The sequence below is a fragment of the Pseudomonas floridensis genome (assembly GCF_002087235.1).
GTDB lineage: Bacteria > Pseudomonadota > Gammaproteobacteria > Pseudomonadales > Pseudomonadaceae > Aquipseudomonas > Aquipseudomonas floridensis.
Map to the genome: position 1 here is coordinate 39,156 of NZ_MUIO01000074.1, position 25,417 is coordinate 64,572.

Consider the following 25,417-nt stretch of genomic DNA (forward strand, 5'->3'; position numbering starts at 1 on the left):
TTTATTACGTAATTGTAACTTTATAAGTTCAGTCGGCAGTGGTTGGGTATTACTGTAAACGGTGTGACGTTGATGTCACGGTCGCACTGTGTGGCAGTGCGGCCGAGAACACCATTCAGGACGGGCTCAGCCCTCGATCCCCAGCATGTCGCGTACCAGCGCCTCGGCGATACGAATCCCGTCGACACCCGCCGACAGAATGCCGCCGGCGTAACCCGCGCCTTCACCGGCCGGGTACAGGCCCTTGGTGTTGAGGCTTTGCATGTTCGGGCCTCGGGTAATGCGTAGTGGTGCGGATGTGCGGGTTTCGATACCGGTCAGCACGGCATCGTGCAGCGAGAAGCCCTTGATCTGCTTGTCGAACGCTGGCAGCGCTTCACGAATGGCGTCGATGGCGAAAGCCGGCAAGGCCTCGGCCAGATCGACCAGTTTCACCCCTGGCTTGTACGAAGGTTCGACACTGCCCAGCGCCGTAGAGGCTTTGCCTGCGATGAAGTCACCGACCAGTTGCGCGGGTGCCTCGTAGGTGCTGCCACCCAGCAGATAAGCATGAGACTCAAGGCGTTCCTGCAATTCGATACCCGCCAGCGGGCTGCCTGGAAAATCCTGTTCCGGCGTGATGCCGACCACGATGCCCGAGTTGGCGTTGCGCTCGTTGCGCGAGTACTGGCTCATGCCGTTGGTGACCACACGGTTTGGTTCGGACGTTGCAGCCACCACCGTACCGCCAGGGCACATGCAGAAGCTGTAGACCGAACGGCCATTGCTGGCGTGGTGCACCAGCTTGTAGTCCGCAGCGCCCAGTTTCGGGTGCCCGGCGTATTTGCCCAGGCGGGCACGGTCGATCAGCGACTGCGGGTGCTCGATACGGAAGCCCACCGAAAACGGTTTGGCCTCCATGAACACGCCACGGCCGTGCAGCATGCGGAAGGTGTCACGGGCACTGTGACCCAGCGCGAGAATGACGTGACGTGACGCAATCCGTTCGCCGCCATCGAGCACCACGCCCTGTAATTGACCGTCTTCGATCGTCAGGTCGGTGACACGTTGCTGGAAGCGCACTTCGCCGCCGAGCGTTTCAATCTGGTGACGCATGTTTTCGACGACGCCGGTCAGGCGGAAAGTGCCGATGTGCGGTTTGCTGACATAGAGGATCTCTTCCGGCGCGCCGGCTTTGACGAACTCGTGCAGCACTTTGCGACCGTGAAAGTAAGGGTCCTTGATCTGGCTGTAGAGCTTGCCGTCAGAGAAGGTGCCCGCGCCGCCTTCGCCAAACTGAACGTTGGACTCCGGGTTGAGCACGTTCTTGCGCCACAGGCCCCAAGTATCCTTGGTGCGCTGTCGCACTTCCTTGCCGCGTTCGAGGATGATCGGTTTGAAACCCATCTGCGCCAGCAACAAGCCCGCGAAGATCCCGCAGGGACCGAAGCCCACGACCACCGGCCGCTCGCTCAGGTCTTCGGGGGCGTGGCCCACCACCTTGTAGCTGATGTCGGGTGCCGGGCCGACATGACGGTCATTGGCCAGCTTGCGCAACAAGGCGTCTTCGTCACGGACCTGAAAGTCGATGGTGTAAATGAAGCACAGTTCGGAGGACTTCTTGCGCGCATCGTAGCTGCGCTTGAACAGCGTGAAGTCCAGCAATTCGCTGCTGTCGATGCCCAGGCGTTGCAAGAGGGCAGGGCGCAGGTCTTCGTCCGGATGATCGATCGGCAGCTTGAGTTCGGTGATTCGTAACATTAAGGGGTCCAGTTTTCGGGCCGCAGGTTCAGCCCGACAGCACTTCAAGAACCGGCGATTATAAGCGCTGAACCCCTTGGGCGGCGAGTCGGGGTGTGCAGTCTTGGCGATGACGGGTGCCGTCGGTCGCCAAAATCGTTGCCCCGCGAGGCATCAGTCGTCTCGCGAACCGCCGTAATAGCCACAGCCGCGCTGGGCCTGACCGTTGAGGCGCAGTTCGGCGGTCAGGTGCTGCACCGAGCCATTGACGCTGTCGATGCAGCGTTGAGGCGCCACCCATAGCTCGATGCGCTGGTTGTTGGCTTCGCTGCTGACGCTGAAACTGCCGTCCGGCAGTTGTTCTTCCAGATACGGCACTGCCAACGGAGGCTGACCTTCGCGCTCGAGCACCATGCCCTTGCCGCTGACATTGACGTTCCACGCTGGCTTGTTGCCGTTGACGTGCAGGGTCAGGCGCTTGAAGTTGAGGTCTTCGCAAGCCTGCCCGGGACGCTCGACGCGGTACACCTGATGCAGGTCCAGTTGACCGTCACTGTTAACAGCCTTGCTGGCGGTGAATGAGCCACGCAAATCGGCGAACACGCGACCCTTGCTGTCTGCCAGACTGGCAGCCTCCTGAAGGAGGCCGGTGTTGTTGCGGTCCTTGACTGCATAGCGACGCTGTTCGTTGCAGGGCTTGAACATCAATTGCCCGTTCTCGCCGGTCAGGTCGCCCTGCATGCGGATCATGCCGGCCGTTGAAACTTTCGGTGTGTCGGCCTTGATGCCGAGCATCTGGCATCCGGCGAATAGCGGCAGAAGAGCGAATACGAGGACGGAACGAGCAGCGAACATGAGGCGGGTCTCCAGACAGGTGCCGCCACGTTACGCAGACTGTTGCCGCATCACAAGACCTGATATGTCCGGCCGGTGTGCATGCCTTCTACGCTTCTGGCGTAGGCCAGTGCCACGTCGGCAGCCGCAACAGGCTTGAAGCCCCGGAAGTAGGGCGCGTATTTGTCCATGGATTCGAGCAGCACGGTCGGGCTGACCGAATTCACACGCATGCCGCGCGGCAGTTCGATGGCCGCTGCCCGCACGAAGGCGTCGATGGCGCCATTGACCAGGCTGGCCGAAATGCCGGAAAGAATCGGTTCCTGACTCAGCACCCCGGAGGTGAAGGTGAATGATGCGCCGTCATTGGCAAACTCTTTACCGATCAGCAGCAGATTGACCTGGCCCATCAACTTATCCTGCAAACCCAGGGCGAAGTCGGCTTCGCTCATGCTGTCCAGCGGCACGAATTTCACACTGCCGGCGGCGCAGATCAACGCATCGAAACGGCCTACGCGCTCGAACAAGGCGCGGATCGAGGCACTGTCACTGATGTCGACACGCGCATCGCCACCCTTACGGCCGACTCGCAGGATCTCATGGCGTGGTGCCAGTTCGCGTTCAATCGCCGAGCCTATGGTTCCACTTGCACCAATCAACAGGACTTTCATTGCGCCGCTCCAGATGGATCACATGAGCCGTCAGTGTAGAAAGCTGGTTAGCCTTCGATAAAGATGCTAATTGGAAACCTTTGGTTCTCTAAAGGAAACAATCCATGAGCGAGATGGAGGATCTGGCGGCTTTCGCGGTCCTGATCGAAACAGGCAGTTTCACCTCGGCGGCCTCGCGTCTGGGGTGCAGCAAAGGGCGGTTGTCGAAACGGATTTCTCAGTTGGAAAAGACCTACGGCGTACAACTGCTGCACCGTACCACCCGCGCCTTGAGTCTGACGCCGGCGGGACTCGCCTTGCTGCCCCAGGCGCAGCAGTTGATGACCCACATGGAGCGGGCGCGCGGTATCGTGGCGCTGATGCGTGATGACATGGTGGGTGAGGTGCGCATCACTGCGCCTGTTTCGCTGGGGGAAACGTTCTTCGACGGTCTGCTGATGGAGTTCTACGACACTTACCCGCAAGTGAAGATCGAACTTGAACTCAATAACAGCCTGCGGGATTTGCGCCGCGACGGGTTCGATCTGGCGATACGTTCACAGGTGCCTGGCGACGAACGTCTGGTGGCCCGAACGCTGTTGGCGATGCAGGAACTGACCTGCGCCAGTCCGCGTTATCTGGATCGACAGGGCTGGCCACAAACGCCGGACGAACTGGCCCGACACCGTTGCCTGATCAACAGTCACTACAGCAGTCGCTACCAGTGGCTTTATCACCAGAATCACGAGCTGACACGGGTGCAGGTCGACGGTCCGTTTGCCAGCAATCACTACAGCTTGCTGAAAAAGGCCGCACTGGCCGGTGCCGGTATCGCTCGGCTACCGTCCTATATGGTGCATGAGGAAATCAACGACGGGCGCTTGCATTGGCTGTTTCGTGATTACCAGACGGCAACCACGCCGATGTTTCTGGTGCATCCCTACGAAGGGAGCGTTCCCAGGCGGGTGCAGGTGCTGGCGGATTATCTGGTGGGCTGGTTCGAACGCAGCGGTTCGGCGCTGGGGCAGTTGGGCTGACTGCGCCCATGCAGAACATGGGCGCAATCATACGACGGTTACCCGCCCAGATAGGCGTCTCGCACTTTCGGATCGACCAGCAGTTCTTCGCCGGTGCCCTGCATGACCACGCGACCGTTCTCCAGTACATAGGCGCGGTCGGCGATTTTCAGCGCCTGGTTGGCGTTCTGTTCGACCAGAAACACGGTCACGCCATCACGCCGCAACTGTTCGACGATCTCGAAAATCTGCTGAATGATGATCGGTGCAAGACCCAGCGACGGCTCGTCCAGCAACAGCAACTTGGGCTTGCTCATCAGCGCGCGGCCAATCGCAAGCATCTGCTGTTCGCCGCCGGACATGGTGCCGCCGCGTTGCGTGAAGCGTTCCTTGAGGCGCGGAAACAGGTGCAGGACCTTGTCCATCTGCTCCTGATAATCACCCTTTTCGGTGAAAAAACCGCCCATGGCCAGGTTTTCTTCCACGGTCAGGCGGGCGAACACGCGACGGCCTTCCGGCACGACGGCGATGCTTTTGCGCATGATCACCGATGACTCCTGACCGACCAGTTCCTCACCCATGTAGCGGATGCTGCCGCTCTGGGCGCGAGGCGAGCCGCACAGGGTCATCAGCAAAGTCGATTTGCCCGCACCGTTGGCGCCGATCAGGGTTACGATTTCGCCTTGACGCACGTCTACATTGACGCTGTGCAGCGCCTGGATCTTGCCATAGAAAGTGGAAACGTTTTCGAACTGCAGCATTACGCTTCCCCCAGGTAGGCTTTGATCACTTCAGGATTGTCACGGATCTGTTCCGGCGTACCGTCGGCCAGCGGCGTGCCCTGGTTGATCACCACGATGTGGTCGGAAATGCTCATCACCAGTTTCATGTCGTGCTCGATCAGCAATACGGTTGCGTTGTGCTCATTGCGCAGCACACCGATCAGCGCTTTCAAGTCTTCGGTTTCCCGCGGGTTCAGTCCGGCTGCCGGTTCATCCAGCATCAGAATGCGCGGGCGCGTCATCATGCAGCGGGCGATCTCCAGACGGCGTTGCTGACCGTAGGCCAGTGTGCCGGCCGGACGGTTGGCGAATTCCTTGAGGTTGACGGCTTCCAGCCAGTGCTCGGCGTACTCCATGGCTTCGCGCTCGCTGCGGCGGAAGGCCGGGGTTTTGAACAGGCCTGACAGGAAGTTGGTATTCAGGTGCCGATGCTGGGCCACCAGCAGGTTCTCGACGGCGGTCATTTCCTTGAACAGGCGCACGTTCTGGAAGGTACGCACCACGCCCTTGCGGGCGATTTGATGACCGGCCAGACCCTGGATCGGCTCGCCGTCCAGCAGGATCGTACCGGCGCTGGGCCGATAGAAACCCGTCAGGCAGTTGAAGACCGTGGTCTTGCCGGCGCCATTGGGGCCGATCATCGATACGACCTGTTTTTCATGAACGGTCAGGGCCACGCCGTTGACCGCCAGCAGACCGCCAAAGCGCATGCTCAGGCCCGTGGCTTGCAATAGAGGCTGGCTCATTTGGCCACCTCCGCTTTCAGTTTCATGACGGGTCGTTGCATGGGCAGGAAACCTTGAGGGCGCCAGATCATCATCAGCACCATCAGGGCACCGAACATCAACATGCGGTAGTCGCTGAATTCACGCATCAGCTCTGGCAGCAGGATCATCACGATGGCCGCCAGAATCACGCCCAGTTGCGAGCCCATACCGCCGAGAACGACGATGGCCAGGATGATTGCCGACTCGATGAAGGTGAAGGACTCCGGGGTCACCAGGCCCTGACGAGCAGCGAAGAAGCTGCCCGCGAAACCGGCGAATGCAGCGCCCAGGGTGAAGGCCGACAGTTTGATCACGGTCGGATTCAGGCCCAGCGCCCGGCAGGCGATCTCATCTTCGCGCAAGGCTTCCCAGGCACGACCGATCGGCATGCGCAGCAGACGGTTGATGACGAACAGCGCGGCCAGTGCCAGTAGCAGGGCGATCAGGTAAAGGAAGATCACCTTGCTGATCGGGTTGTAGTCCAGCCCGAAATACTGGTGGAACGTCTGCGCACCTTCGGCGGCACGGCGTTCGAAGCTCAGGCCGAACAGGGTCGGTTTTTCGATGTTGCTGATGCCGTTGGGGCCGCCGGTGATGTCGGTCAGGTTGCGCAGGAAGATACGGATGATCTCACCGAATCCGAGCGTCACGATGGCCAGGTAATCGCCTCTTAGCCGTAGCACCGGGAAGCCGAGCAGGAAGCCGAACAGCGCAGCCAGCAGACCGGCCAGCGGCAGGCTCTCCCAGAAACTCAGGCCGAAGTAGTGCGAGAGCAGGGCATAGCCGTAGGCACCGACCGCATAGAACCCGACATAGCCCAGGTCCAGCAGACCGGCGAGGCCGACCACGATGTTCAGGCCCAGGCCGAGCATGACGTAAATCAGGATCAGAGTGGCAATGTCGACCGCGCCGCGTGAGCCGAAGAACGGCCAGACGAACGCCAGTACGATCAGGGCGGCAAGGCCCCAACGCTGGGTTGTCGGTCGGGTCATGAAGTCACTGGTTTTCTGTGAGATCAGCGGGGCGCGATCACCGCTGCGCAGGTTGCTGATTTTGTCGGCGAACAGCACCCGCAGAAACAGCAGCACCGAGCAGACCGCGATGATGGTCAGGGTCATGGGGCTGGCGTTATGCACTTGCAGGGTTACGCCGGAAAAGGCCAGTTTCAGGCCGAACACCGGGTAGGCGACGGCCCACACCAGCGCAGCGCTGAACAGCGCCTGTTTGAAGGACTTGCTCATACTTTCTCAACCTCCGGACGACCCAGAATGCCGGTCGGGCGGAACAGCAGCACCAGAACCAGCAGGCCGAAGGCCACGACGTCCTTGTACTGATCACCAAAGATGTCGGCACCGAAGGCTTCGGCGACGCCCAGCACCAGACCGCCGAGCACTGCACCCGGAATCGAACCGATGCCACCCAGCACGGCGGCCGTGAATGCTTTCAGGCCTACGAGAAAACCCGCGCTCGGGTTGATCACGCCGTATTGCATGCTCAACAACATGGCGGCGACTGCGGCCAGTGCGGCACCGACCACGAAAGTCAGGGCAATGATGGTGTTGGTATTGATACCCAGCAGGTTGGCCATTTTCATGTCCTCGGCACACGCGCGGCAGGCGCGGCCCATTCGCGAGCGGGAGATGAACAGGGTCAGGCCGGTCATGGCCAGCAATGTGACGATGAAGACCACAATCTGCATGTAGGAAATCAGTACTTCCTGCGCACCGCCCGGTCCGAAGGACAGGCTGCCGGGCAACAGGTTGGGAATGGCAAAGTTGCCGGAACCCTGGGAAAGCTGAACCGAGTTCTGCAGGAAGATCGACATGCCGATCGCAGAAATCAGTGGAATCAGACGGTTGCTGTTGCGCAACGGACGGTAGGCGACGCGTTCGATGCTGTAGCCATAGGCACTGGTCACGATGATTGACGCGGCGAAGCCTGCGATCATCAACAGCGGCAGGCTGTCGATGCCCATCATTGCCAGGCCGGCAAGCGCCATGAATGCAACGTAGGAACCGATCATGTACACCTCGCCATGGGCGAAGTTGATCATTCCGATGATGCCGTAAACCATCGTGTAACCGATGGCGATCAATGCATACGTACTGCCAATGGTCAGGCCATTGACCAGTTGTTGCATGTAGTGGAATAACTCGGGCATTTACCGCGCTCCTAAAAACCTGATCTGCATTTCTCCGGCCTGCGTCGGGTACGCATTCTGTCGATGCGTTGCCGATGACGCCGCCAGCGAACCGCTGGTAACGGTTTTAAGATTTTCAGGGGGCCTGGCCACCGGATCTCGGCAGGCGGGCCATGATTCGTAAAACAAAGCCCACTGCATGTGCAGTGGGCTTCGGTTGTCAACGCAAGCAGCTTATTTGGCGGCTTCGGTCTTCGGCTTGCCGAAGTGCCATTCGTAGACCACGAACTGGAAGTTCTTCAGGTCGCCCTTGGCGTCGTAGCTCAGTTCGCCCATCGGCGTCTTGAACGTACCGGCGTGGATGGCGGCTGCCACCTTGTCGGTGTCTTCGGACTTGGCGGCAGCAATGCCGTCGGCAATGACCTGAACGGCGGAGTAGGACGGGTACACGAACGGACCGCTCGGATCCTGTTTCTTGTCCTGGAATGCCTTTGTCAGCGCCTGGTTGGCGGGATCCTGGTCAAAGGATTTCGGCAGGGTGACCAGCAGGCCTTCGGAGGCTTGGCCTGCGATTTGCGAGATGGAGTCGTTGCCCACACCTTCAGGACCCATGAACCTGGCGTTCAGGCCTTTTTCCTTGGACTGGCGCAGAATCTGGCCCAACTCCGGGTGGTAGCCGCCGTAGTAGACGAAGTCGACATTGGCTTGCTTGAGCTTGGCGATCAGCGACGAGAAGTCCTTGTCACCGGCATTGATGCCTTCGAACAGGGCAACCTTGACGCCTTTGCTTTCCAGCGTGGTTTTTACTGCGGAAGCGATGCCTTCGCCGTATTGCTGCTTGTCGTGAATGACTGCAACGATTTTCGGCTTGGCGACGTCTGCGATGTAGTTACCGGCTGCAGGCCCCTGCGCGCTGTCCAGACCGATGGTACGGAATACCAGCTTGTAGCCACGGCTGGTGATATCAGGGCTGGTGGCTGCCGGGGTCACCATGATGATGCCTTCGTCTTCATAGACGTCGGATGCAGGTTGAGCGGAGCTGGAGCACAGGTGACCGATCACGTATTTCACGCCATCGTTGACGACCTTGTTGGCAACTGCCACGGCCTGTTTCGGGTCGCAGGCATCATCGTATTCGACAGCTTCGAGTTTCTTGCCATCGACACCGCCCTTGGCGTTGATCTGCTCGATGGCCATCCTGGCGCCGTTGAACTGCATGGTGCCGTACTCGGCGACCGGGCCGGTCTTGGGGCCGGCGATACCTATCTTGATGGTGTCGGCTGCGTACGAATGGCTGGCAACCCCGGCCATAACCAATGCGGCAAACAGCCTGGAAAGCTTCTTGGTACCCTTAGTCATGATGCTCCACTCTTGCGTTGTAGTTTTTATAATCCTGCTGGCCAAGGCTACAGGACCGGCTTCGACACCGTCCTTTCCCCGCTCCGCCAACTGTACCGGAACAGTTTAGAGTGCCGGTGAATCGCTTGGAAAGCATGGGGCAGGGGAGTCGATCTGTACGTGTCGCTTAATCGAAAGAAAGTTACAGAATCCAACCGGTCGACGATCTGCAAGACCGCACTGATCGTGATGGTTTTCGGGACTTTCCGGCAATCAATCAGTCGCTTCTGGGTTTGTCTGCGGGAACGGCGGCGGTATCATTGCGCCGATTTCCTTTTTGGTGAAACCCATGACGCAAGAACCTAGCACCCTCTATGCCAAACTGCTTGGGGAGACCGCCGCTATTTCCTGGAAAGAATTGCAACCATTCTTTGCCAAGGGTGCCCTGTTGTGGGTCGAGCTACCGCTGGATCTGATCGAAGTTGCCGAGGCCGTGGCCGAAAACGACGCGACCAAAGTGTCTGCGTGGCTGGATGCTGGAAAGGTCGGCAAGGTGTCTGAATCAAAGGCAATGGAGCTGGTTGAGAGTGATCCGTCGCTGTGGGCGGTGGTAGTGGCACCTTGGGTGCTGATTCAGAACAGGGCGTCGGACTGATCGATGCCTTTTTTTGGTGCCGATAGTGGCGCTGTGATGGGTGGGAAGGTAACTTCTCCAGCGCACCCGTAGCAAAAAGCCACAGCGTTGACTGCGGCTTGTGCTGTCAGTTGTCTCGTCAGTCTGTCCAGCGCGAACGTTGAGTGCGCACAGGACTGCGCGTAGCCAGTGCGTGTTCGCCACCAGGCAAGTCGTCGAACAGGTCAAGGGATCGGGGTATGTCGGTTTGCATCGGTCTGGCGTCCAGCATCAGTGACGCTGGCCACAGACTGGCGGGCTCACGTTCGTTCATCTGCTTCACCAGCGGCAGTATCCGGTCCAGTGGCTCAGGCTTGCTGAACAGATAACCCTGTACGTAATCACTGCCAAACTGACTCAGAAACTCCAGCTGCGCAGGGGTTTCGACGCCTTCTGTCACCACTTTGAGGTGCAGGGTGTGCGCCATCACGATGATCGCCTGAACGATCTCCATGTCTTGCGGCGACTTGGGGATGTCGATGATAAAGGAGCGGTCGATTTTCAGTGTATCCAGCGGCAGGCGTTTCAGATAAGCCAGTGACGAGTAGCCGGTTCCGAAGTCATCGATTGACAGCGAGACGCCCAGGCTGCGAATGTGCTTGAGCATCAGAATGGTGTTGCTGATGTTGCCCATCAGGGCGTTCTCGGTCACTTCCAGCTCCAGGCGGCCGGGCGCCACGTCTGCCTCGCTCAAGGCTTGTTCGACTTCCTCGACCAGTTCGTCGCGGCTCAGGTTCAGCGCAGAGCAATTCACCGTGATGATCAGCTTGTCCAGGCCGTCGAGGCGCAATGTCCCCAGATCCCGGCACGCGCGGCGCAACACCCAGTTGTCCAGCTCGGCAATCAGACCGTTGGCTTCAGCGATGCTGATGAACCGGTCGGGCACCAGAAGCCCGTGTTGCGGATGGTTCCAGCGCACCAGTGCCTCCAGTTTGGCGACATGCCCTGTGCGCAGATCGACGATTGGCTGGTAGTACACCTCCAGGCCGGTTTCCTCACGCAAGGCATTACGCAGTTCTTCTTCCAGATGCAGTTCCAGACTGGCTTTGGTCTTGAGCGCCGGGCTGAAGAAATTGACCCGGTTTCGGCCATTGCCCTTGGATTGATACAGCGCGAGGTCAGCGTGCTTGAGCAATTCGTCGCAGGTCGAGCCGTCACGCGGAAACACTGCGATGCCGATGCTGGTGGTCATGACCATGCGCCGTCCGGCCAGCGCGATGGTTTCCTTCATTTTGTGCATGACCCGGTGCGCCAGATGTCGGGCTTCTTCGTAATTGGGGATGCTCAGCAGGATGCAGAACTCGTCACCACCGAAGCGTGCGACCACATCCTGCACCCGGGTCGCGCTGCGAATGCGCTCGGCAATCACCTTGAGCAACTCGTCGCCTGCGTCGTGGCCCAGGCTGTCGTTGATCCGCTTGAAGTGATCGATGTCGAGAAACATCACCGCGAGCATGCCGTTGCCGATGGTGTGTTCGAGCAGCTTTTCGGCAAATATCTGATTGAAGCCGCGACGGTTGATCAGGTTGGTCAGCGGGTCGTAATGCGCCACTTGCTGGAGCGATACCCGTGCCTGATCGAGTTGGCTGAGCAAGGCATTGACCCGTTGCAAGTCGTGCTCCTTACCTTGCAGTTTCTTGTCGGCCATCGCCGCGCTGATGCTGCCTGCAATGATCAGCAGGGTAATGGCCGCAATGGTCAGCCCCAGTTGCTGGCTGTTGGCCGTGCTGGCTATGTGCAGCTGTGCGCCTTCATGGATGACCAGCTGCAGGGCACGCATGCCCATCAGGTGCATGGTCAGCAGCCCCGCGCCCAGAAACAGGCTTACGCCGTAGCGGAACATCTGATGGAACATACCGCTGTAATTACGCAAGTGCCGGGACAGCGTCAGCAAGGCCAGGCTGGCCAGGACGGCGACTAGGATCGACAGCGCGAAGGTCCGGGGTTCGTAATACTGCACTGCATCGGAGCGCATGGCGGCCATGCCCATGTAATGCATGGCGCTGATGCCGATGCCCATGACCACGGCGCTGGTCAGGCAGCGTTTGAGCGTGAGTGTTTTGATGGTCAGGGCACGCATCGCGACGATTGCGGTCGCCAGTACGATCAACAGCGACCCCAGAGTGATGCCCAGGTCGTAAGTAATAGTGAGCGGTGCCTGGAACGCGAGCATGCTGATGAAGTGCATCGCCCACACGCCGCCGGCCAGGCACAACGCCCCCAGCCCTTTCCAGATACGCCGGCTTTTTACCGCATCGACCTGAATGACCCGGTCGGCAATGTCCAGCGTGGCAAAGCACGCCGCGCAGGCAACGCCGTAGGCCAGCGCTACCAGAAACAAATTGTGACTGCAGTTGATCAACAATTGCCCGTCCGCCGGGACACCGGCGAACATATTCAAACCCAGCCACTCCATAGCGAGCCCTATTTATTCACTGCCAGGGCGCCAAGGCTTGAGGCCCGGCGATTCGAGGTGAGTATAGAAGCTGTTGTCAGACTGCCAGTACGCGAACCCACGAATTTGGAATCTTCTCAATAACGAATAGTTATAAAAAAACATCAATGACGCTGCGGTTTACGAATGTTTACAGACAGTTGAGCGTTCGCCTTCTAGATTGTCATCACTAATAAGAAGGGACGGGCGGCTCATGAACACGCTTCGTACGGACACCCCGGTTCAGGCAGCCAATGCCTGGCGTATCCTGTTTTTGCTGTTTCTCGCCAATCTGTTCAACTTTTTCGATCGCACCATTCCGGCCATCATCGTCGAGCCCATTCGTATGGAATGGCACCTGAGCGATTTTCAGCTTGGGCTGTTAGGCACTGCGTTCACGCTGGTATATGCCATCGCCGGACTGCCCTTGGGGCGCATGGCCGATAACGGATCGCGCAAGAAACTGATGGGCTGCGGTCTGGCGGTGTGGAGCGGGCTGACCGCGGTGAACGGTATGGTCGGCAGCTTCTGGACCTTTCTGCTGGTGCGCATGGGTGTCGGCATTGGTGAGGCCAGCTATGCCCCGGCGGCCAACTCCCTGATCGGTGACCTGTTTCCAGCCCATCGACGATCCCGTGCCATGGGCATCTTCATGTTGGGCCTGCCGTTGGGTCTGTTGCTGGCGTTCTTTACCATAGGTGCGATGGTCAAGGCTTTCGACAGCTGGCGCGCACCGTTTTTCATCGCTGCGGTGCCGGGGCTGGTGCTGGCGGTGTTCATTTTTTTCATCAAGGAGCCCAAACGCGGCGCGGCGGAAAGCGTGCGCATGTCGGAAGTCAAGATCGACAAGCCGATTCGTCGCGTGCTGTCGATCCCGACCTTTCGCTGGCTGGTGCTGGGCGGCCTGACCTTCAATTTCGCCACCTATGCCTGCAACTCGTTCATGGTGCCGATGCTGCAGCGCTATTTCCTGCTGCCGTTGCAGGAGGCGGCCGTGGCCACAGGTGTGATTGTCGGCATGACAGGGCTGATCGGTCTTACGGCGGGCGGCTGGGTCGCTGACAAGCTGCATCAACGCTCGCCCAACGGAAGGTTGTTGTTCGCCGCTTTCAGCATGCTGGTCGCGACCATTGCCACGGGGTACGCCTTGCATGCGGGGCGTATCGAAATCGGGGTGTTCGTGGCGGTGTTCAGTGTGGGCTGGCTGTTTGCCTATAACTTCTACACCTGCGTATATACGGCGATTCAGGATGTGGTCGAACCGCGTCTGCGGGCGACGGCAATGGCGCTGTTCTTTGCCGGGCTGTACTTGTTGGGCGGCGGGCTGGGACCGGTAGTGGTCGGTCTGTTGTCGGATTATTTTGCGCACGCGGCCATGGCGGTTGCCGGTGTAGAAGTGATGAGCGAGGGCTTCAAGGCCATTGGTCTTCACGACGCCATGTACCTGATTCCCGCAGCATTGCTGATGACCATGGGATTTTTGTTTCTGGCATCGCGCTGCTTCAGCAAAGATGCCGAACGCATGCAAGCCAGGATGCTGGCCGAAGAACCTGCGCAAGGTGTGGCGGACCCGGCGACGGTTTAACGTGGAGCGTTTCGGGCTGATTCGCGTAAGGCGCGAGGACACGGTCAGAGTTGATGATCGTGCCTCACGCGCCGTTGCGTTGCCTTTCAGGGCGCTCGGCGTCCGGCGTTGCAGTGACGCCGATCAGCCCGCGACCAGCACCCGGATCGCTTCCAGGCGCAGTGCCGCTTTTTCCAGCATTGCCAGGCCTTGTTCGCGCTGGGTGCGCAGAGCAACCAGTTCGCTGTCGCGGACCGTCGGGTTGACCGCCTGCAATGCTGTCAGGCGTGCCAGCTCTTCCTCGGTGTCGGCGGCCAGACGACGCTGTGCCTGTGCCACGCGTTCCGCGTGTTTGGGGGTGATTTTCTGTTCACCGGCGTTGATCCGTGGCGTCAGTACATCGCGTTGTGCCTGGATGAACTTGTTGGCGCTGGCGCGTGGCACGCTTTCGAGCTGATCGTTCAGGGTGTTGAACGACACGCGGCTCGACAGATCATTGCCGTTGGCATCCAGCAGGCAGCGCAGGGCGGCTGGCGGCAGGTAACGGCCCAACTGCAGCGAGCGCGGTGCAACCACTTCGCTGACGTAGATCAGTTCCAGCAACACGGTGCCCGGTTTGAGCGCCTTGTTCTTGATCAATGCCACGGCGGTGTTGCCCATCGAACCCGACAGCACCAGGTCCATGCCGCCCTGAACCATCGGGTGCTCCCAGGTGATGAACTGCATGTCTTCGCGGGACAGCGCCTGGTTGCGGTCGTAGGTGATGGTCACGCCTTCGTCGTCGCCCAGCGGGAAACTGGCGTCGAGCATTTTCTCGCTTGGCTTGAGAATCAGGGCGTTTTCCGAATGGTCCTCGCTGTCGATGCCGAACGCATCGAACAGGGTTTCCATGTAGATGGGCAGGCTGAACTGATCGTCCTGCTCCAGAATCGCTTCCACCAGCGCTTCGCCTTCGCCCGCGCCGCCGGAATTGAGTTCCAGCAGGCGGTCGCGGCCGGTGTGCAGTTCGCTTTCAAGACGCTCGCGCTCGGCACGCGCCTCGTCGATCAGGCTTTGCCATTCGTCGTCGTCACCGCTTTCCAGCAGCGGCAGCAGACGAGGGCCGAATTGGTGCTGCAGCGCGTTGCCGGTCGGGCAAGTGTTGAGGAACGCGTTGAGCGCTTCGTGATACCACTGGAACAGGCGCGCCTGAGGGCTGGTTTCCAGGAACGGCACGTGCAATTCGATGACGTGTTTCTGGCCGATACGGTCCAGACGACCGATCCGCTGTTCCAGCAGGTCCGGGTGCGAGGGCAGATCGAACAGCACCAGATGATGAGAGAACTGGAAGTTGCGGCCTTCGCTGCCGATTTCCGAACAGATCAGCACCTGCGCGCCGAATTCTTCGTCCGCAAAATAGGCCGCGGCACGGTCGCGCTCGAGAATGTTCATGCCTTCATGGAAGACCGTGGCCGGAATGCCGGAGCGCACACGCAGCGCGTCTTCCAGATCCATCGCGGTTTCAGCGTGGGCGCAGATCACAAGCACCTTGACGCGCTTGAGCATCTTTAGGGTATCGATCAGCCAGTCGACGCGCGGGTCGAAGCGCCACCAGCGCTCTTCCTCGCTGACGTCCGAGTGCGCCTGGAAGCTGACTTCCGGGTACAGATCGGGGTGATCGCCGAGCGGCAGCTCGAGGTATTCGGCCGGGCAGGGCAGCGGGTATTGATGCAGTTTGCGCTCCGGGAAACCCTGCACTGCAGCGCGGGTGTTGCGAAACAGCACGCGGCCAGTGCCGTGACGGTCCAGCAGCTCGCGAATCAGACGCGCCTTGGCTTCGTCGTCGCCGGTGTTGACGGCCGCCAGCAAGGTGTCGCCTTCAGCCCCCAGGAAACCATGAATGGTTTTCTGCGCTTCTGCGGAGAGCACGCCTTTGTCGAGCAGCTCCTGCACCGCCTGGGCGACCGGGCGATAGTTGTCGCTCTCGGCGCGGAAGGCGTTCAGGTCGTGGAAACGGTTCGGGTCCAGCAGGCGCAGACGAGCGAAGTGGCTGTCCTGACCCAACTGTTCAGGCGTTGCGGTGAGTAGCAGTACGCCCGGGATGACTTCGGCCAGTTGCTCGACCAATGAGTATTCGCGGCTTGCCTTGTCTTCGTGCCAGACCAGGTGATGCGCTTCGTCGACCACCATCAGATCCCAGCCCGCGGCGAACAGTGCATCCTGCGCCTTTTCGTCGGAAACCAGCCATTCCAGCGCCACCAGCGCCAGTTGGGTGTCTTCGAACGGATTGCCCGCATCGCTTTCCATGAAGCGTTCGGCATCGAACAGCGCTACTTGAAGGTTGAAGCGGCGGCGCATCTCGACCAGCCACTGGTGCTGAAGGTTCTCAGGCACCAGGATCAGTACGCGGTTCGCGCGCCCCGACAGCAACTGGCGATGGATGACCAGACCGGCTTCGATGGTCTTGCCCAGTCCCACTTCGTCTGCCAGCAGAACCCGCGGCGCAATACGGTCCGCGACTTCGCGGGCGATGTGCAACTGGTGGGCGATGGGTTGTGCACGTACGCCACCCAGCCCCCAAAGCGAGGACTGCAACTGGCGGCTGGTGTGTTCCAGCGTGTTGTACCGCAGCGAGAACCAGGACAACTGGTCGATTTGCCCGGCAAACAGACGGTCGGTCGCCAGGCGGAACTGAATGAAGTTCGACAGCTGGGTTTCCGGCAGCGTGACCACTTCGTTCCTGGCATTCAGGCCGTGATAGACCAGCAATCCGTCGACGTCGTCCACTTCGCGAACGGTCATTTTCCAGTTTTCGAAGTGAGTGATCACATCGCCTGGAGAGAAGCGTACGCGGGTCAGCGGTGCATTACGCAGTGAGTATTGGCGTGTTTCGCCAGTGGCCGGGTAGAGCACGGTCAATAAGCGGCCGTCCTGTGCCAGAACGGTGCCCAAACCCAGCTCGGCTTCGCTGTCGCTAATCCAGCGTTGCCCCGGTTGATACTGCTGCGCCATGCTGCCTGTCTCCCGACTTGAAAAAGCCGACTATGTTAACGGAACGCGCCGTGAAGACCAAAGGTGACGTTGGAAAAACCTTGGGATTCTCTGCGAACCGACAAAACCCGCCTTTCATGGCACTAATTTCATTAAACATAGTGAAAAAAGGCCGTATAAATTATTACAGCCTATTACATGGCTGTTCAAGTTGCGTCGCAGACGGCCGAAAGCCCGGTAAGAGGAGACCAAACCATGCTGCAACCTATGCTTCCGTTAAGTGTGGTACCGGTGACATCACAGCTGGACCCGGCCAAGCGTATGCCGGAAATTCCGCCTGTCGCCCCTGTACAGCAGAGCTCCAACGAGACGTCCATCGACCTGCGCAACGAAGACACCGAGCGCAGTGCGCTGTTGTTGCGCGAAGAACAGCAACGTCAGCAGCAACAGCATCAACAGGCCCATGGCGGTGAAGAAGAAGCCGCCGGGGAATATCAGGGTCTGGTCATTCCGGGTGATTCGCTCAACGCCGACAACACGGTGCCGGTTGTGCCGTTGATCGATGATGAGCCACGCCAGGGGCTGTGGGTCGATATTCAGATCTGAGGTCGAGCGTCCCGTCAGAGGACGCCACCGATGCCAGCCTTCGAGCGTTTCACACCTGCCTCACCCTCGCGACTGGTCATGGCCGATGCTATTGAGCATTATTGGCACTGATTCCGAGTGTCCGAGAGCTGCACGCCATGAGCGACGATGACAAATTGATCGACCTGGGCGCCGAGCGCGCCAGACGTATCCACGATCTGAACGACAAGCGCCTGAACGAAGTGCGCAATGCCTTCGAGCAGGCAATGCCGCTGAGCGGCAAGAAAAAACCGAAGAAAAAGCCGAAAAAACGTTGATCCCTACTGGTATCACCTGCTCGTCGACCCGATCCGGCCGTCTCCTGCGTTAGCTGGCGGCGGGATGACTGATCTGGGTCAATGTCCTTCAGCGCAAGTGCGGTTAGCCTGATTCCATCTTCACAGACGTGAAGACGGCGTGGGGCCGGTGCCTTCATTGTCCTGTTCGAACTGCACGGCGGTAAGGGCCTGCGTCGCAATGGATGCGGCAGGTCTTCCGCGCATGAGCACGCAAGGCACTTGGGGCGACTTCGGTCGCCCTTTTTTTGTTTCAGTGCCTGCCTGAAAGTCAGGCGCAAAACGATAGGGGCTTATGGATCAAGGATGGGCGCCGGCATTGGCCAGGACGTAGGCCCTGGCCGCTTCCGCTGTCATCACGTCACGCTGGTAGGGCGGCGTCCAGACCGTCACTGGTGATTTCTGCGTGAAGCTGACGTTACTGCCGATGTCTTTGAAATGGGCATCGCCATAATCGTCAAGCACACCCTGATTGCTCGATTTGTTGTTAACGTCCACGCCTTTCTCGAAATAGTTCGATTGCGACAGAATCGTCGCGTCGCCTGTGGCCGTAAAGCCCAGATGGAAGTTGTCGATCCGGTTGTTGTAAACGTCAAAGTCGCCGTGACGCATCAGGCCCGGCGCTCGAACGTCCAGATTGTTGAATGAATTATTGGCGATGGTCATGCGCGGGTAGCCTTTGTATTCAGCCTTGGCCGCTGCCGAATCATCCGGCTGGCCGAGAATCACGCCATATTCGTTGTTCTGGAATTTCGAGTTGGTCAGGGTGACATTGTCGGCCTTCCCGCCAACGTAAAGCAGTTTGTCCAGGCCCTTGGGTTTCTGATCCTTGGTGCCGGTAAAGGTGTCGTGATCAATCCAGTAACGGCCCCCGTTGCTGATGAACATCTGCATGTCACCGTTTTCGCGATAACGGGCATCGTGGGAAAAATTCAGGTTCTGGAAAATATCGTTGCCGGCCGTCTCGCCGCTGGCCAGGTAGATGTTGTGCAACTCATTGCCTTTGTCCGTGCCTAGCAGCGTCTTGTTGGCACCGAACTTCACCGTCACTTTGCTATCGGCCGACAGGTCGGCACCCAGACGTACGGTCCGGGTCTTGTCGTCGGCCATGCTTTTCTGCAGTTCCTCCACGGTGTTCACGGTGACGACTTCACCGCCGTTGCCGCCGGTGGTCTTGGCCTCCTTCGCGAAGCCCACTATGCCGGACATGTCGGCACCCGTGCCGTTGCCGGCGGGCTGGTGGGCGACAGGCGTGGGTTTCGGCTGTGGCGTGATGTTGGCGTGTTCGTTAGCAGGTGGCGTGACTTTGGACAACTCCGGCTCTTTTATCACCGGTGCTTTCACTGGATCGTGACTTACAGGTGTCTTGTAAGGTTCGGCGTCTGTCTGTTCAGTCTTCCGGGGCTGGCTGACTGGCTTGCCGGGAGGCGCCTCAATGGTGTTTTTCGGCATGGCCTGCGGCTGATCGGCAGGCTGTGCGTTGCGGACCTCGAAGGGTTTTTCCGCTTGGGAACCGGGAGTGACCGGAGCGCTCGAAGGCGATGTGGACGAAAGCATTGCTGGCTTGAACGATGGGTTGTCGGTGCCCGTCGGGTTTTCGGCTTGAGGGTTTGACGCTTCCATGGGGCGCTGCCGTTGATTGCCCAGCAAGCGCGTGAACAGCTCTTTTATTTCGCTCAGAATGCTGCGAATCGCCTCCACCAGCTTATTGAGCGTCAGGGCACCACCCGCGCCTTGAGGGCTGGAAGAAAGCGGGTTGGCGTGAAACGGCCGAGCCCCGGCGCGCAGATCAGCGATCGATGACTGTGGTCCGCTCACACGTTGCGGCGGGCCGAAGTCGATCTGCGTACTGGAGTGATTGTACGTGGGCCGCAATTGCAACTGAGAAAGGGCATTGTCCTGCTCGGGTTTTGCGCTCGTGACAGTCGGTATGTCCGGTACGGAGTTGAAACTTCTGTTGATGCTGGCCATGGTGCGTTCCCCGCCTGCGGGAGTAGGCAATAGGTGATCCCGGATAAGTGCTGTCTGCACCCTGAGTGGGAGCTTGCACAAAAAGAGTTCCGCAATACCCGCCATGAACGTTGCCAGGCCAGCGAGCCTTGATGAATCAGTTGCCTGTCAGCTTCCCGCCCCACGCATTGTCAGAGCAGCAGGTCGGGATATGCGTCACAGACCACGCATATCCAGGACTTCAGGCCTGACCGAAAGTGATCTCGGGCAGTACGGTCAGCTCCACGCTCTGCTGTTTGCGTGGCGCGAGGATTTCCGCTTCGCCGTCCACTACCAGTTCATCGTTCTGGTTGAACACACGGGTCGCGATGCGCACGCGGAATTTCGGCAGTTTTTCCAGAATCTCAAGACGCACGGTCAGGGTATCGCCCAGTTTGACCGGCTTCTGAAAAGTCATCTTCTGACCGATGTAGATCGTGCCCGGCCCAGGCAATTCGCAGGCCACGGCAGCGCTGATCAAAGCACCGCTGAACATACCGTGCGCGATGCGCTCCTTGAACATGGTTCTGGACGCGTATTCAGCGTCCAGGTGGACCGGGTTGTGATCGCCGGACATGGCCGCGAACAGCTGAATATCGCGTTCCTGAACCGTCTTGCTGTAGCTGGCGGTCTGACCGACTTCAAGGGCTTCGTAGGGCGTGTTGGTGACTTGAGTCATGTGGCTGTCCTGGACAATTAAAGAAGGTGAAACGCGCAACATCATTCGGCCCGGTGCGCGCCTGGCTGATCGAGGGCGTACTGCACCCAGTCGAGCAGGTCACGGGTGACTTCGTCGCGGTTCGTATCGTTGAGCAGTTCGTGCCGGGCCTTCGGATAAACATTAAGTTGTAACACTTGATGACCCGCTTCTGCCAATGCATCGGCAAGATCTTTCAGACGCTTGCCGGCACTCACCGGATCACATTCGCCGCCAATAATGAGTAGCGGAAGGCTCGAATCGATCTGTGCAAGGTTCGAAGGCTGACTGATGTGTTGCAGCCCGCCAAGCAGATCCACCCACAACTGATTGGTGCATCGAAAGCCGCACAGCGGGTCCTGAATGTACGCATCCACCTCGTGCGGGTCGCGGCTGAGCCAGTCAAAACAGGTGCGGGCCGGTTTGAACGCCTTGTTGAACGAGCCGAACGACAGCCATTCGATCAGCCTGCTTCGCCCCTTGGGCCCCTGACGCAAGCGCTCGAACCGGGCGACGACACGTGCGCTGCGATAGAAAGACGGTGGATGGAAGTTCGAGCCGCTGAGAATGGCGCCCTGCAACCCTGCACCGTGGTGCATCAGGTAAGCCTGGGCAATGTAGCTGCCCAGGCTGTGGCCGAGCAGAAACAGCGGCAGATCGGCGTGCCGCTGGCCGATCGACTGATGCAGTGTGGCCAGATCGTCCACCACCTTGCTCCAGCCGTCCTGGTTGGCGAAATGCCCGAGCCTGCCCTGCAAGGCGGTTTTGCCGTGACCGCGCTGATCGTGTGCATACAAGGCGATGCCCGCCGCGCTCAACGCCGCGCCAAGTCGTGCGTAGCGGCCGCTGTGTTCTGCCATACCGTGGGCTACCATCATCACGGCCCTGGGCGCGGTGTCCGGCAGCCAGACATTGACGTACAGACGGCAATGGTCGTTGCTGTCGAGCCAGAATGTAGTGTGCTTCATGGCGATTTCCCGATCTGGAGCGGCTGCCTTGGAATGTATGCTTGAGTGTATAACCCGTGAGTGATTGCAGCCGGATGGGCAGCAAGATTCACGGCGTTGATGACGCCAATACGGATATTTGCCTTCCTGGTTTTAACTGCTAACGTCGGGCCAGACCCGATTTTCAACAGCGGGCCAGGCATAAGCAGGGAAGAGGATAAAAATAATGCTACCTGAATTCTGGAACGATAAACGCCCTGCCGGGGTGACCTCTGAGCTGGATCTTCAAGCCTATCGATCGGTCGTTGATGTGTTTGAACGCTGCTGCAGAAAATTTGCGGATCGACCTGCCTTCAGCAATATGGGCGTGACGCTGACCTACGCCGACCTTGAACGCCATTCGGCGGCCTTCGCCCGTTACCTGCAGCATCACACCGACCTGGTGCCTGGCGACCGCATCGCCGTGCAAATGCCCAATCTGCTGCAATACCCGATCGCGGTATTCGGAGCGATGCGCGCCGGTCTGATCGTGGTCAACACCAACCCGCTCTACACCGCACGTGAAATGCGGCATCAGTTCAAGGATTCGGGGGCCAAGGCGCTGGTGTACCTGAACCTGTTCGGCAAGCTGGTGCAGGAAGTTCTGCCTGACACCGAGCTGCGTTACCTGATCGAAGTGAAAATGGGCGATATGCAGTCGCCGGCCAAAGGCTGGTTGATCAACACCATCGTCGCCAGGGTTAAAAAACTGGTGCCTGCCTACAGCCTGCCCCAGGCCACCGGCTTCAAGAGCGTCTTGCGACTGGGCCGTGGCGGTACGATGAAACCTGTGTCAGTCGGGCTGGATGACGTCGCCGTGCTGCAATACACCGGTGGCACCACCGGAGCGGCCAAGGGCGCGATGCTGACCCACGGCAATCTGGTTGCCAACATGCAGCAGGTGTATGCCTGCATGCGTCAGCATTGTCCCGAGCGTGGCGTGATGTTCGAAGAGGGTAAGGAAGTGATGATCGCGCCGTTGCCGCTCTATCACATCTACGCGTTCACGGCGAACTGCATGTGCATGATGATCAGCGGCAACCACAATATCCTGATCACCAACCCACGGGACATCGGCGGCTTCATCAAGGAACTGGGCAAGTGGAAGTTCACCGCGATGATCGGGCTCAATACGCTGTTCGTGGCCCTGATGAACCACCCGGACTTCAAGCGTCTGGATTTCTCGGCATTCAAGAGCACCAACTCGGGTGGCACCGCGCTGGTCAAGGCCACCGCCGAACGCTGGGCCGAGATCACCGGATGCACGATCGTCGAGGGCTACGGCCTGACCGAAACATCTCCGGTGGCCAGCGCCAACCCGTACGGAGCCTTGGTACGGCTGGGCACGGTCGGCATTCCGGTGCCGGGCACCGGCATGAAGGTCATTGATGACGAGGGCGCAGAGTTGCCGTTCGGCGAACGCGGCGAGCTGTGCATCAAAGGCCCGCAGGTGATGAAGGGTTACTGGAATCGCCCTGAGGCCACTGCCGAAGCACTGGACGCCGAGGGCTGGTTCAAGACCGGAGACATCGCGGTGATCGGTGCCGACGGTTTCGTCAGTATCGTGGACCGCAAGAAAGACCTGATCATCGTCTCCGGATTCAATGTCTACCCCAACGAGATCGAAGACGTGGTCATGGCTCACCCGAAAGTCGCCAACTGCGCCTGCATCGGTGTGCCGGACGAGCGCTCGGGCGAGGCCGTCAAGCTGTTCGTAGTGCCGCGCGAGGCAGGCGTCAGCGTCGACGAACTCAAAGCGTTCTGCAAAGAGAACTTCACGGGTTACAAAGTCCCCAAGCACATTGTGCTGCGTGAATCCCTGCCGATGACGCCGGTGGGCAAGATCCTGCGCAGGGAGCTTCGCGACATCGCCTGAGTGTAGGAATTGTCTCTTTTTGCGTCTTTGGCCTCGCTTGTATTGACTTGCAAGCGGGGCCTGATTTTTTGACTAATCTGAACACGCGTGTCACAAGCGCTCTGGCTCAATGCTTTCAGAGATCGCGTTATTCTCTGTGTCAGAATAAACGGTGTGACCAATAGTGGCTCGATAGTCATTATTGTGACCGTAGAGGCCCGGTTTGCCTCTAGTCGGCCCTTGGCAAAGCTGCTACTCTCGGCGCGCTTTTTGACCTGTCATGAAGCGAATGGGCGTCTACTGCACAATTCCAAAACACAAGAAAATCATCGCCTAAAGCGATGTGAAGAATTCGCTATCGCTATGGAGCCGGCTGAATGATTGAAAACTTCTGGAAGGATAAATACCCGTCTGGTATCCCCACCGATATCAATCCCGATGAGTATCCAAACGTCCAGGCGGTCCTGAAGCAGTCCTGCCAGCGTTTCGCCGACAAACCCGCCTTCAGCAATCTGGGCAAGACTCTCACATACGGCGAGCTGTACGAGTTGTCCGGCGCATTCGCCGCCTGGATTCAACAACACACCGACCTCGTGCCTGGCGACCGCATCGCCGTGCAGTTGCCCAACGTGCTGCAGTACCCGGTTGCCGTATTTGGCGCCCTTCGTGCTGGTCTGATCGTGGTCAATACCAACCCGCTGTACACCGCGCGCGAAATGGAACACCAGTTCAACGACTCCGGCGCCAAGGCGCTGGTGTGCCTGGCGAACATGGCGCATCTGGCCGAGAAGGTCGTGCCCAAGACCCAGGTCAGGCACGTGATCGTCACCGAAGTCGCCGACTTGCTGCCGCCCCTCAAGCGCCTGCTGGTCAACAGCGTCATCAAGTACGTCAAGAAGATGGTTCCTGCCTATCATCTGCCCAAGGCCGTCAAATTCAACGATGTCCTGAAAAAAGGCCATGGCCAGCCGGTTACCGACGTGTCGCCCAGCAGTTCGGACGTCGCAGTGTTGCAATACACCGGCGGCACCACGGGCGTGGCCAAGGGCGCGATGCTTACCCATCGCAACCTGATCGCCAACATGCTGCAGTGCAGGGCGCTGATGGCGTCCAACCTCAATGAAGGCAGCGAGATTCTCATCACGCCGTTGCCGCTCTACCACATTTACGCGTTTACCTTTCACTGCATGGCCATGATGCTGATCGGTAACCACAACGTGCTGATCAGCAATCCGCGTGACTTGCCGGCAATGGTCAAGGAACTGTCCAAATGGAAGTTCACTGGCTTCGTCGGCTTGAATACCTTGTTCGTTGCCCTGTGCAACAACGAGGCTTTCCGCAACCTGGATTTCTCGGCGCTGAAAGTCACGCTTTCCGGCGGCATGGCCCTGCAACTGGCGGCGGCCGAGCGTTGGAAGCAGGTCACCAACTGCCCGATCTGCGAAGGTTACGGCATGACTGAAACCAGTCCGGTCGCGACGGTAAACCCCATTCAGAAGATCCAGATGGGCACCATCGGTATTCCCGTTCCGTCCACTTTTTGCAAAGTCATTGACGATGCGGGCACTGAGCTGGCGTTCGGTGAAACCGGCGAGCTGTGCATCAAGGGACCGCAGGTCATGAAGGGCTACTGGCAGCGCCAGGAAGCCACTGACGAAATGCTCGACGCCGATGGCTGGCTCAAGACTGGCGATATCGCGATCATTCAGCCTGACGGTTACCTGCGCATCGTCGATCGCAAGAAAGACATGATTCTGATCTCCGGTTTCAACGTCTATCCCAATGAACTGGAAGACGTGCTGGTCACGCTGCCTGGCGTCCTTCAATGCGCGGCCATCGGCGTGCCGGACGAAAAATCGGGTGAAGCTATCAAGGTGTTCGTGGTCGCCAGGCCGGGTGTGACGCTGACCAAGGAACAGGTCATGGAGCACATGCGCGCCAACCTGACAGGCTATAAAGTGCCGCGCAGCGTGGAGTTCCGTGATGCACTGCCGACCACCAACGTGGGCAAGATCCTGCGCCGCGAGTTGCGTGACGAAGAGCTGAAAAAACTGGGCGTGAAGAAGTAATACAAGCTACCCGG

The 25,417-nt window shown here is 59.2% G+C and carries 20 protein-coding genes; 7 read left to right on the forward strand and 13 right to left on the reverse strand.

Annotation, left to right across the window (positions count from 1 at the left end; translation table 11 throughout):
- Positions 1–126: 126 nt before the first annotated feature.
- The 3 genes from BZK31_RS18225 to BZK31_RS18235 all read right to left on the reverse strand — a co-directional run bounded on the left by BZK31_RS18225 (position 127) and on the right by BZK31_RS18235 (position 3,224).
- The gene (locus BZK31_RS18225) at positions 127–1,740 is read right to left on the reverse strand and encodes an NAD(P)/FAD-dependent oxidoreductase (protein WP_083184333.1); all 1,614 of its coding nucleotides are present in this window, start codon (positions 1,738–1,740) and stop codon (positions 127–129) included.
- Between the two features lie 153 nt (positions 1,741–1,893).
- Positions 1,894–2,574 (reverse strand): COG3650 family protein, encoded by a 681-nt coding sequence (locus BZK31_RS18230; protein WP_083184334.1) that lies wholly within the window; start codon positions 2,572–2,574, stop codon positions 1,894–1,896.
- 50 nt (positions 2,575–2,624) lie between these two features.
- The gene (locus BZK31_RS18235) at positions 2,625–3,224 is read right to left on the reverse strand and encodes a short chain dehydrogenase (protein ID WP_083184335.1); all 600 of its coding nucleotides are present in this window, start codon (positions 3,222–3,224) and stop codon (positions 2,625–2,627) included.
- A 104-nt stretch (positions 3,225–3,328) separates the two neighbouring features.
- Here BZK31_RS18235 and BZK31_RS18240 point away from each other — a divergent pair, with 104 nt between their 5' ends.
- Complete coding sequence (locus BZK31_RS18240; protein ID WP_083184336.1) at positions 3,329–4,240, forward strand: LysR family transcriptional regulator; 912 nt, start codon at positions 3,329–3,331, stop codon at positions 4,238–4,240.
- Between the two features lie 38 nt (positions 4,241–4,278).
- Here BZK31_RS18240 and BZK31_RS18245 read toward each other — a convergent pair whose 3' ends face one another.
- From BZK31_RS18245 to BZK31_RS18265, 5 genes are all read right to left on the reverse strand, one after another.
- Positions 4,279–4,980 carry an ABC transporter ATP-binding protein gene (locus BZK31_RS18245; RefSeq protein ID WP_083184337.1) on the reverse strand — a complete coding sequence of 234 codons (702 nt, stop codon included), beginning with the start codon at positions 4,978–4,980 and terminating at the stop codon, positions 4,279–4,281.
- Entirely contained in the window at positions 4,980–5,747 is a 768-nt protein-coding gene (livG, locus tag BZK31_RS18250; RefSeq protein WP_083184338.1) for a high-affinity branched-chain amino acid ABC transporter ATP-binding protein LivG, read from the reverse strand. Before livG ends, BZK31_RS18245 begins: the two co-directional genes overlap by 1 nt.
- Entirely contained in the window at positions 5,744–7,009 is a 1,266-nt protein-coding gene (locus BZK31_RS18255) for a high-affinity branched-chain amino acid ABC transporter permease LivM (RefSeq protein WP_083184339.1), read from the reverse strand. Before BZK31_RS18255 ends, livG begins: the two co-directional genes overlap by 4 nt.
- The gene (gene livH, locus BZK31_RS18260) at positions 7,006–7,929 is read right to left on the reverse strand and encodes a high-affinity branched-chain amino acid ABC transporter permease LivH (protein WP_083184340.1); all 924 of its coding nucleotides are present in this window, start codon (positions 7,927–7,929) and stop codon (positions 7,006–7,008) included. Before livH ends, BZK31_RS18255 begins: the two co-directional genes overlap by 4 nt.
- 213 nt (positions 7,930–8,142) lie before the next feature.
- Entirely contained in the window at positions 8,143–9,267 is a 1,125-nt protein-coding gene (locus tag BZK31_RS18265; RefSeq protein WP_083184341.1) for a branched-chain amino acid ABC transporter substrate-binding protein, read from the reverse strand.
- Between the two features lie 328 nt (positions 9,268–9,595).
- Here BZK31_RS18265 and BZK31_RS18275 point away from each other — a divergent pair, with 328 nt between their 5' ends.
- Entirely contained in the window at positions 9,596–9,901 is a 306-nt protein-coding gene (locus BZK31_RS18275; RefSeq protein ID WP_083184342.1) for a DUF2288 domain-containing protein, read from the forward strand.
- 118 nt (positions 9,902–10,019) lie between these two features.
- Here BZK31_RS18275 and BZK31_RS18280 read toward each other — a convergent pair whose 3' ends face one another.
- Entirely contained in the window at positions 10,020–12,335 is a 2,316-nt protein-coding gene (locus BZK31_RS18280) for a putative bifunctional diguanylate cyclase/phosphodiesterase (protein ID WP_083184343.1), read from the reverse strand.
- Positions 12,336–12,567: 232 nt separating this feature from the next.
- Between BZK31_RS18280 and BZK31_RS18285 the strand changes: the two genes are divergently transcribed.
- A complete protein-coding gene (locus tag BZK31_RS18285; RefSeq protein WP_083184344.1) occupies positions 12,568–13,938 on the forward strand; it encodes a spinster family MFS transporter in 1,371 nt (456 codons plus the stop codon).
- A gap of 123 nt (positions 13,939–14,061) precedes the next feature.
- Here BZK31_RS18285 and rapA read toward each other — a convergent pair whose 3' ends face one another.
- Positions 14,062–16,908, reverse strand: a complete 2,847-nt coding sequence (gene rapA, locus BZK31_RS18290) for an RNA polymerase-associated protein RapA (RefSeq protein WP_083184345.1) — start codon at positions 16,906–16,908, stop codon at positions 14,062–14,064.
- A gap of 234 nt (positions 16,909–17,142) precedes the next feature.
- Here rapA and BZK31_RS18295 point away from each other — a divergent pair, with 234 nt between their 5' ends.
- Both BZK31_RS18295 and BZK31_RS18300 read left to right on the forward strand, forming a co-directional pair.
- Positions 17,143–17,493 (forward strand): aspartate-semialdehyde dehydrogenase, encoded by a 351-nt coding sequence (locus BZK31_RS18295; protein ID WP_083184346.1) that lies wholly within the window; start codon positions 17,143–17,145, stop codon positions 17,491–17,493.
- A gap of 137 nt (positions 17,494–17,630) precedes the next feature.
- Entirely contained in the window at positions 17,631–17,789 is a 159-nt protein-coding gene (locus tag BZK31_RS18300) for a hypothetical protein (protein ID WP_083184368.1), read from the forward strand.
- A gap of 318 nt (positions 17,790–18,107) precedes the next feature.
- Here BZK31_RS18300 and BZK31_RS18305 read toward each other — a convergent pair whose 3' ends face one another.
- The 3 genes from BZK31_RS18305 to BZK31_RS18315 all read right to left on the reverse strand — a co-directional run bounded on the left by BZK31_RS18305 (position 18,108) and on the right by BZK31_RS18315 (position 21,461).
- Complete coding sequence (locus BZK31_RS18305) at positions 18,108–19,778, reverse strand: pectate lyase family protein (RefSeq protein WP_083184347.1); 1,671 nt, start codon at positions 19,776–19,778, stop codon at positions 18,108–18,110.
- Positions 19,779–19,998: 220 nt separating this feature from the next.
- Entirely contained in the window at positions 19,999–20,475 is a 477-nt protein-coding gene (locus BZK31_RS18310) for a MaoC family dehydratase (RefSeq protein ID WP_083184348.1), read from the reverse strand.
- 41 nt (positions 20,476–20,516) lie between these two features.
- Positions 20,517–21,461, reverse strand: a complete 945-nt coding sequence (locus tag BZK31_RS18315; RefSeq protein WP_083184349.1) for an alpha/beta hydrolase — start codon at positions 21,459–21,461, stop codon at positions 20,517–20,519.
- 205 nt (positions 21,462–21,666) lie between these two features.
- On the opposite strand from BZK31_RS18315, the gene fadD2 reads away from it, so the two are divergent.
- Both fadD2 and fadD1 read left to right on the forward strand, forming a co-directional pair.
- Positions 21,667–23,355, forward strand: coding sequence for a long-chain-fatty-acid--CoA ligase FadD2 (fadD2, locus tag BZK31_RS18320; RefSeq protein ID WP_083184350.1), 1,689 nt, complete (start codon positions 21,667–21,669; stop codon positions 23,353–23,355).
- A gap of 356 nt (positions 23,356–23,711) precedes the next feature.
- Positions 23,712–25,403 carry a long-chain-fatty-acid--CoA ligase FadD1 gene (fadD1, locus tag BZK31_RS18325; RefSeq protein ID WP_083184351.1) on the forward strand — a complete coding sequence of 564 codons (1,692 nt, stop codon included), beginning with the start codon at positions 23,712–23,714 and terminating at the stop codon, positions 25,401–25,403.
- Positions 25,404–25,417 lie beyond the last annotated feature (14 nt).

Excerpts from the sequence above, each read along its gene's own strand:
- livG (WP_083184338.1), bottom strand. The coding sequence starts at position 5,747 with ATGAGCCAGCCTCTATTGCAAGCCACGGGCCTGAGCATGCGCTTTGGC.
- BZK31_RS18300 (WP_083184368.1), top strand. The coding sequence starts at position 17,631 with ATGAGCGACGATGACAAATTGATCGACCTGGGCGCCGAGCGCGCCAGA.
- BZK31_RS18305 (WP_083184347.1), bottom strand. The coding sequence starts at position 19,778 with ATGGCCAGCATCAACAGAAGTTTCAACTCCGTACCGGACATACCGACT.
- fadD1 (WP_083184351.1), top strand. The coding sequence starts at position 23,712 with ATGATTGAAAACTTCTGGAAGGATAAATACCCGTCTGGTATCCCCACC.
- BZK31_RS18225 (WP_083184333.1), bottom strand. The coding sequence starts at position 1,740 with ATGTTACGAATCACCGAACTCAAGCTGCCGATCGATCATCCGGACGAA.
- BZK31_RS18280 (WP_083184343.1), bottom strand. The coding sequence starts at position 12,335 with ATGGAGTGGCTGGGTTTGAATATGTTCGCCGGTGTCCCGGCGGACGGG.
- BZK31_RS18295 (WP_083184346.1), top strand. The coding sequence starts at position 17,143 with ATGCTGCAACCTATGCTTCCGTTAAGTGTGGTACCGGTGACATCACAG.
- BZK31_RS18265 (WP_083184341.1), bottom strand. The coding sequence starts at position 9,267 with ATGACTAAGGGTACCAAGAAGCTTTCCAGGCTGTTTGCCGCATTGGTT.
- BZK31_RS18310 (WP_083184348.1), bottom strand. The coding sequence starts at position 20,475 with ATGACTCAAGTCACCAACACGCCCTACGAAGCCCTTGAAGTCGGTCAG.
- fadD2 (WP_083184350.1), top strand. The coding sequence starts at position 21,667 with ATGCTACCTGAATTCTGGAACGATAAACGCCCTGCCGGGGTGACCTCT.
- BZK31_RS18230 (WP_083184334.1), bottom strand. The coding sequence starts at position 2,574 with ATGTTCGCTGCTCGTTCCGTCCTCGTATTCGCTCTTCTGCCGCTATTC.
- BZK31_RS18240 (WP_083184336.1), top strand. The coding sequence starts at position 3,329 with ATGAGCGAGATGGAGGATCTGGCGGCTTTCGCGGTCCTGATCGAAACA.
- rapA (WP_083184345.1), bottom strand. The coding sequence starts at position 16,908 with ATGGCGCAGCAGTATCAACCGGGGCAACGCTGGATTAGCGACAGCGAA.
- BZK31_RS18315 (WP_083184349.1), bottom strand. The coding sequence starts at position 21,461 with ATGAAGCACACTACATTCTGGCTCGACAGCAACGACCATTGCCGTCTG.
- BZK31_RS18285 (WP_083184344.1), top strand. The coding sequence starts at position 12,568 with ATGAACACGCTTCGTACGGACACCCCGGTTCAGGCAGCCAATGCCTGG.
- BZK31_RS18255 (WP_083184339.1), bottom strand. The coding sequence starts at position 7,009 with ATGAGCAAGTCCTTCAAACAGGCGCTGTTCAGCGCTGCGCTGGTGTGG.
- BZK31_RS18235 (WP_083184335.1), bottom strand. The coding sequence starts at position 3,224 with ATGAAAGTCCTGTTGATTGGTGCAAGTGGAACCATAGGCTCGGCGATT.
- BZK31_RS18275 (WP_083184342.1), top strand. The coding sequence starts at position 9,596 with ATGACGCAAGAACCTAGCACCCTCTATGCCAAACTGCTTGGGGAGACC.
- livH (WP_083184340.1), bottom strand. The coding sequence starts at position 7,929 with ATGCCCGAGTTATTCCACTACATGCAACAACTGGTCAATGGCCTGACC.
- BZK31_RS18245 (WP_083184337.1), bottom strand. The coding sequence starts at position 4,980 with ATGCTGCAGTTCGAAAACGTTTCCACTTTCTATGGCAAGATCCAGGCG.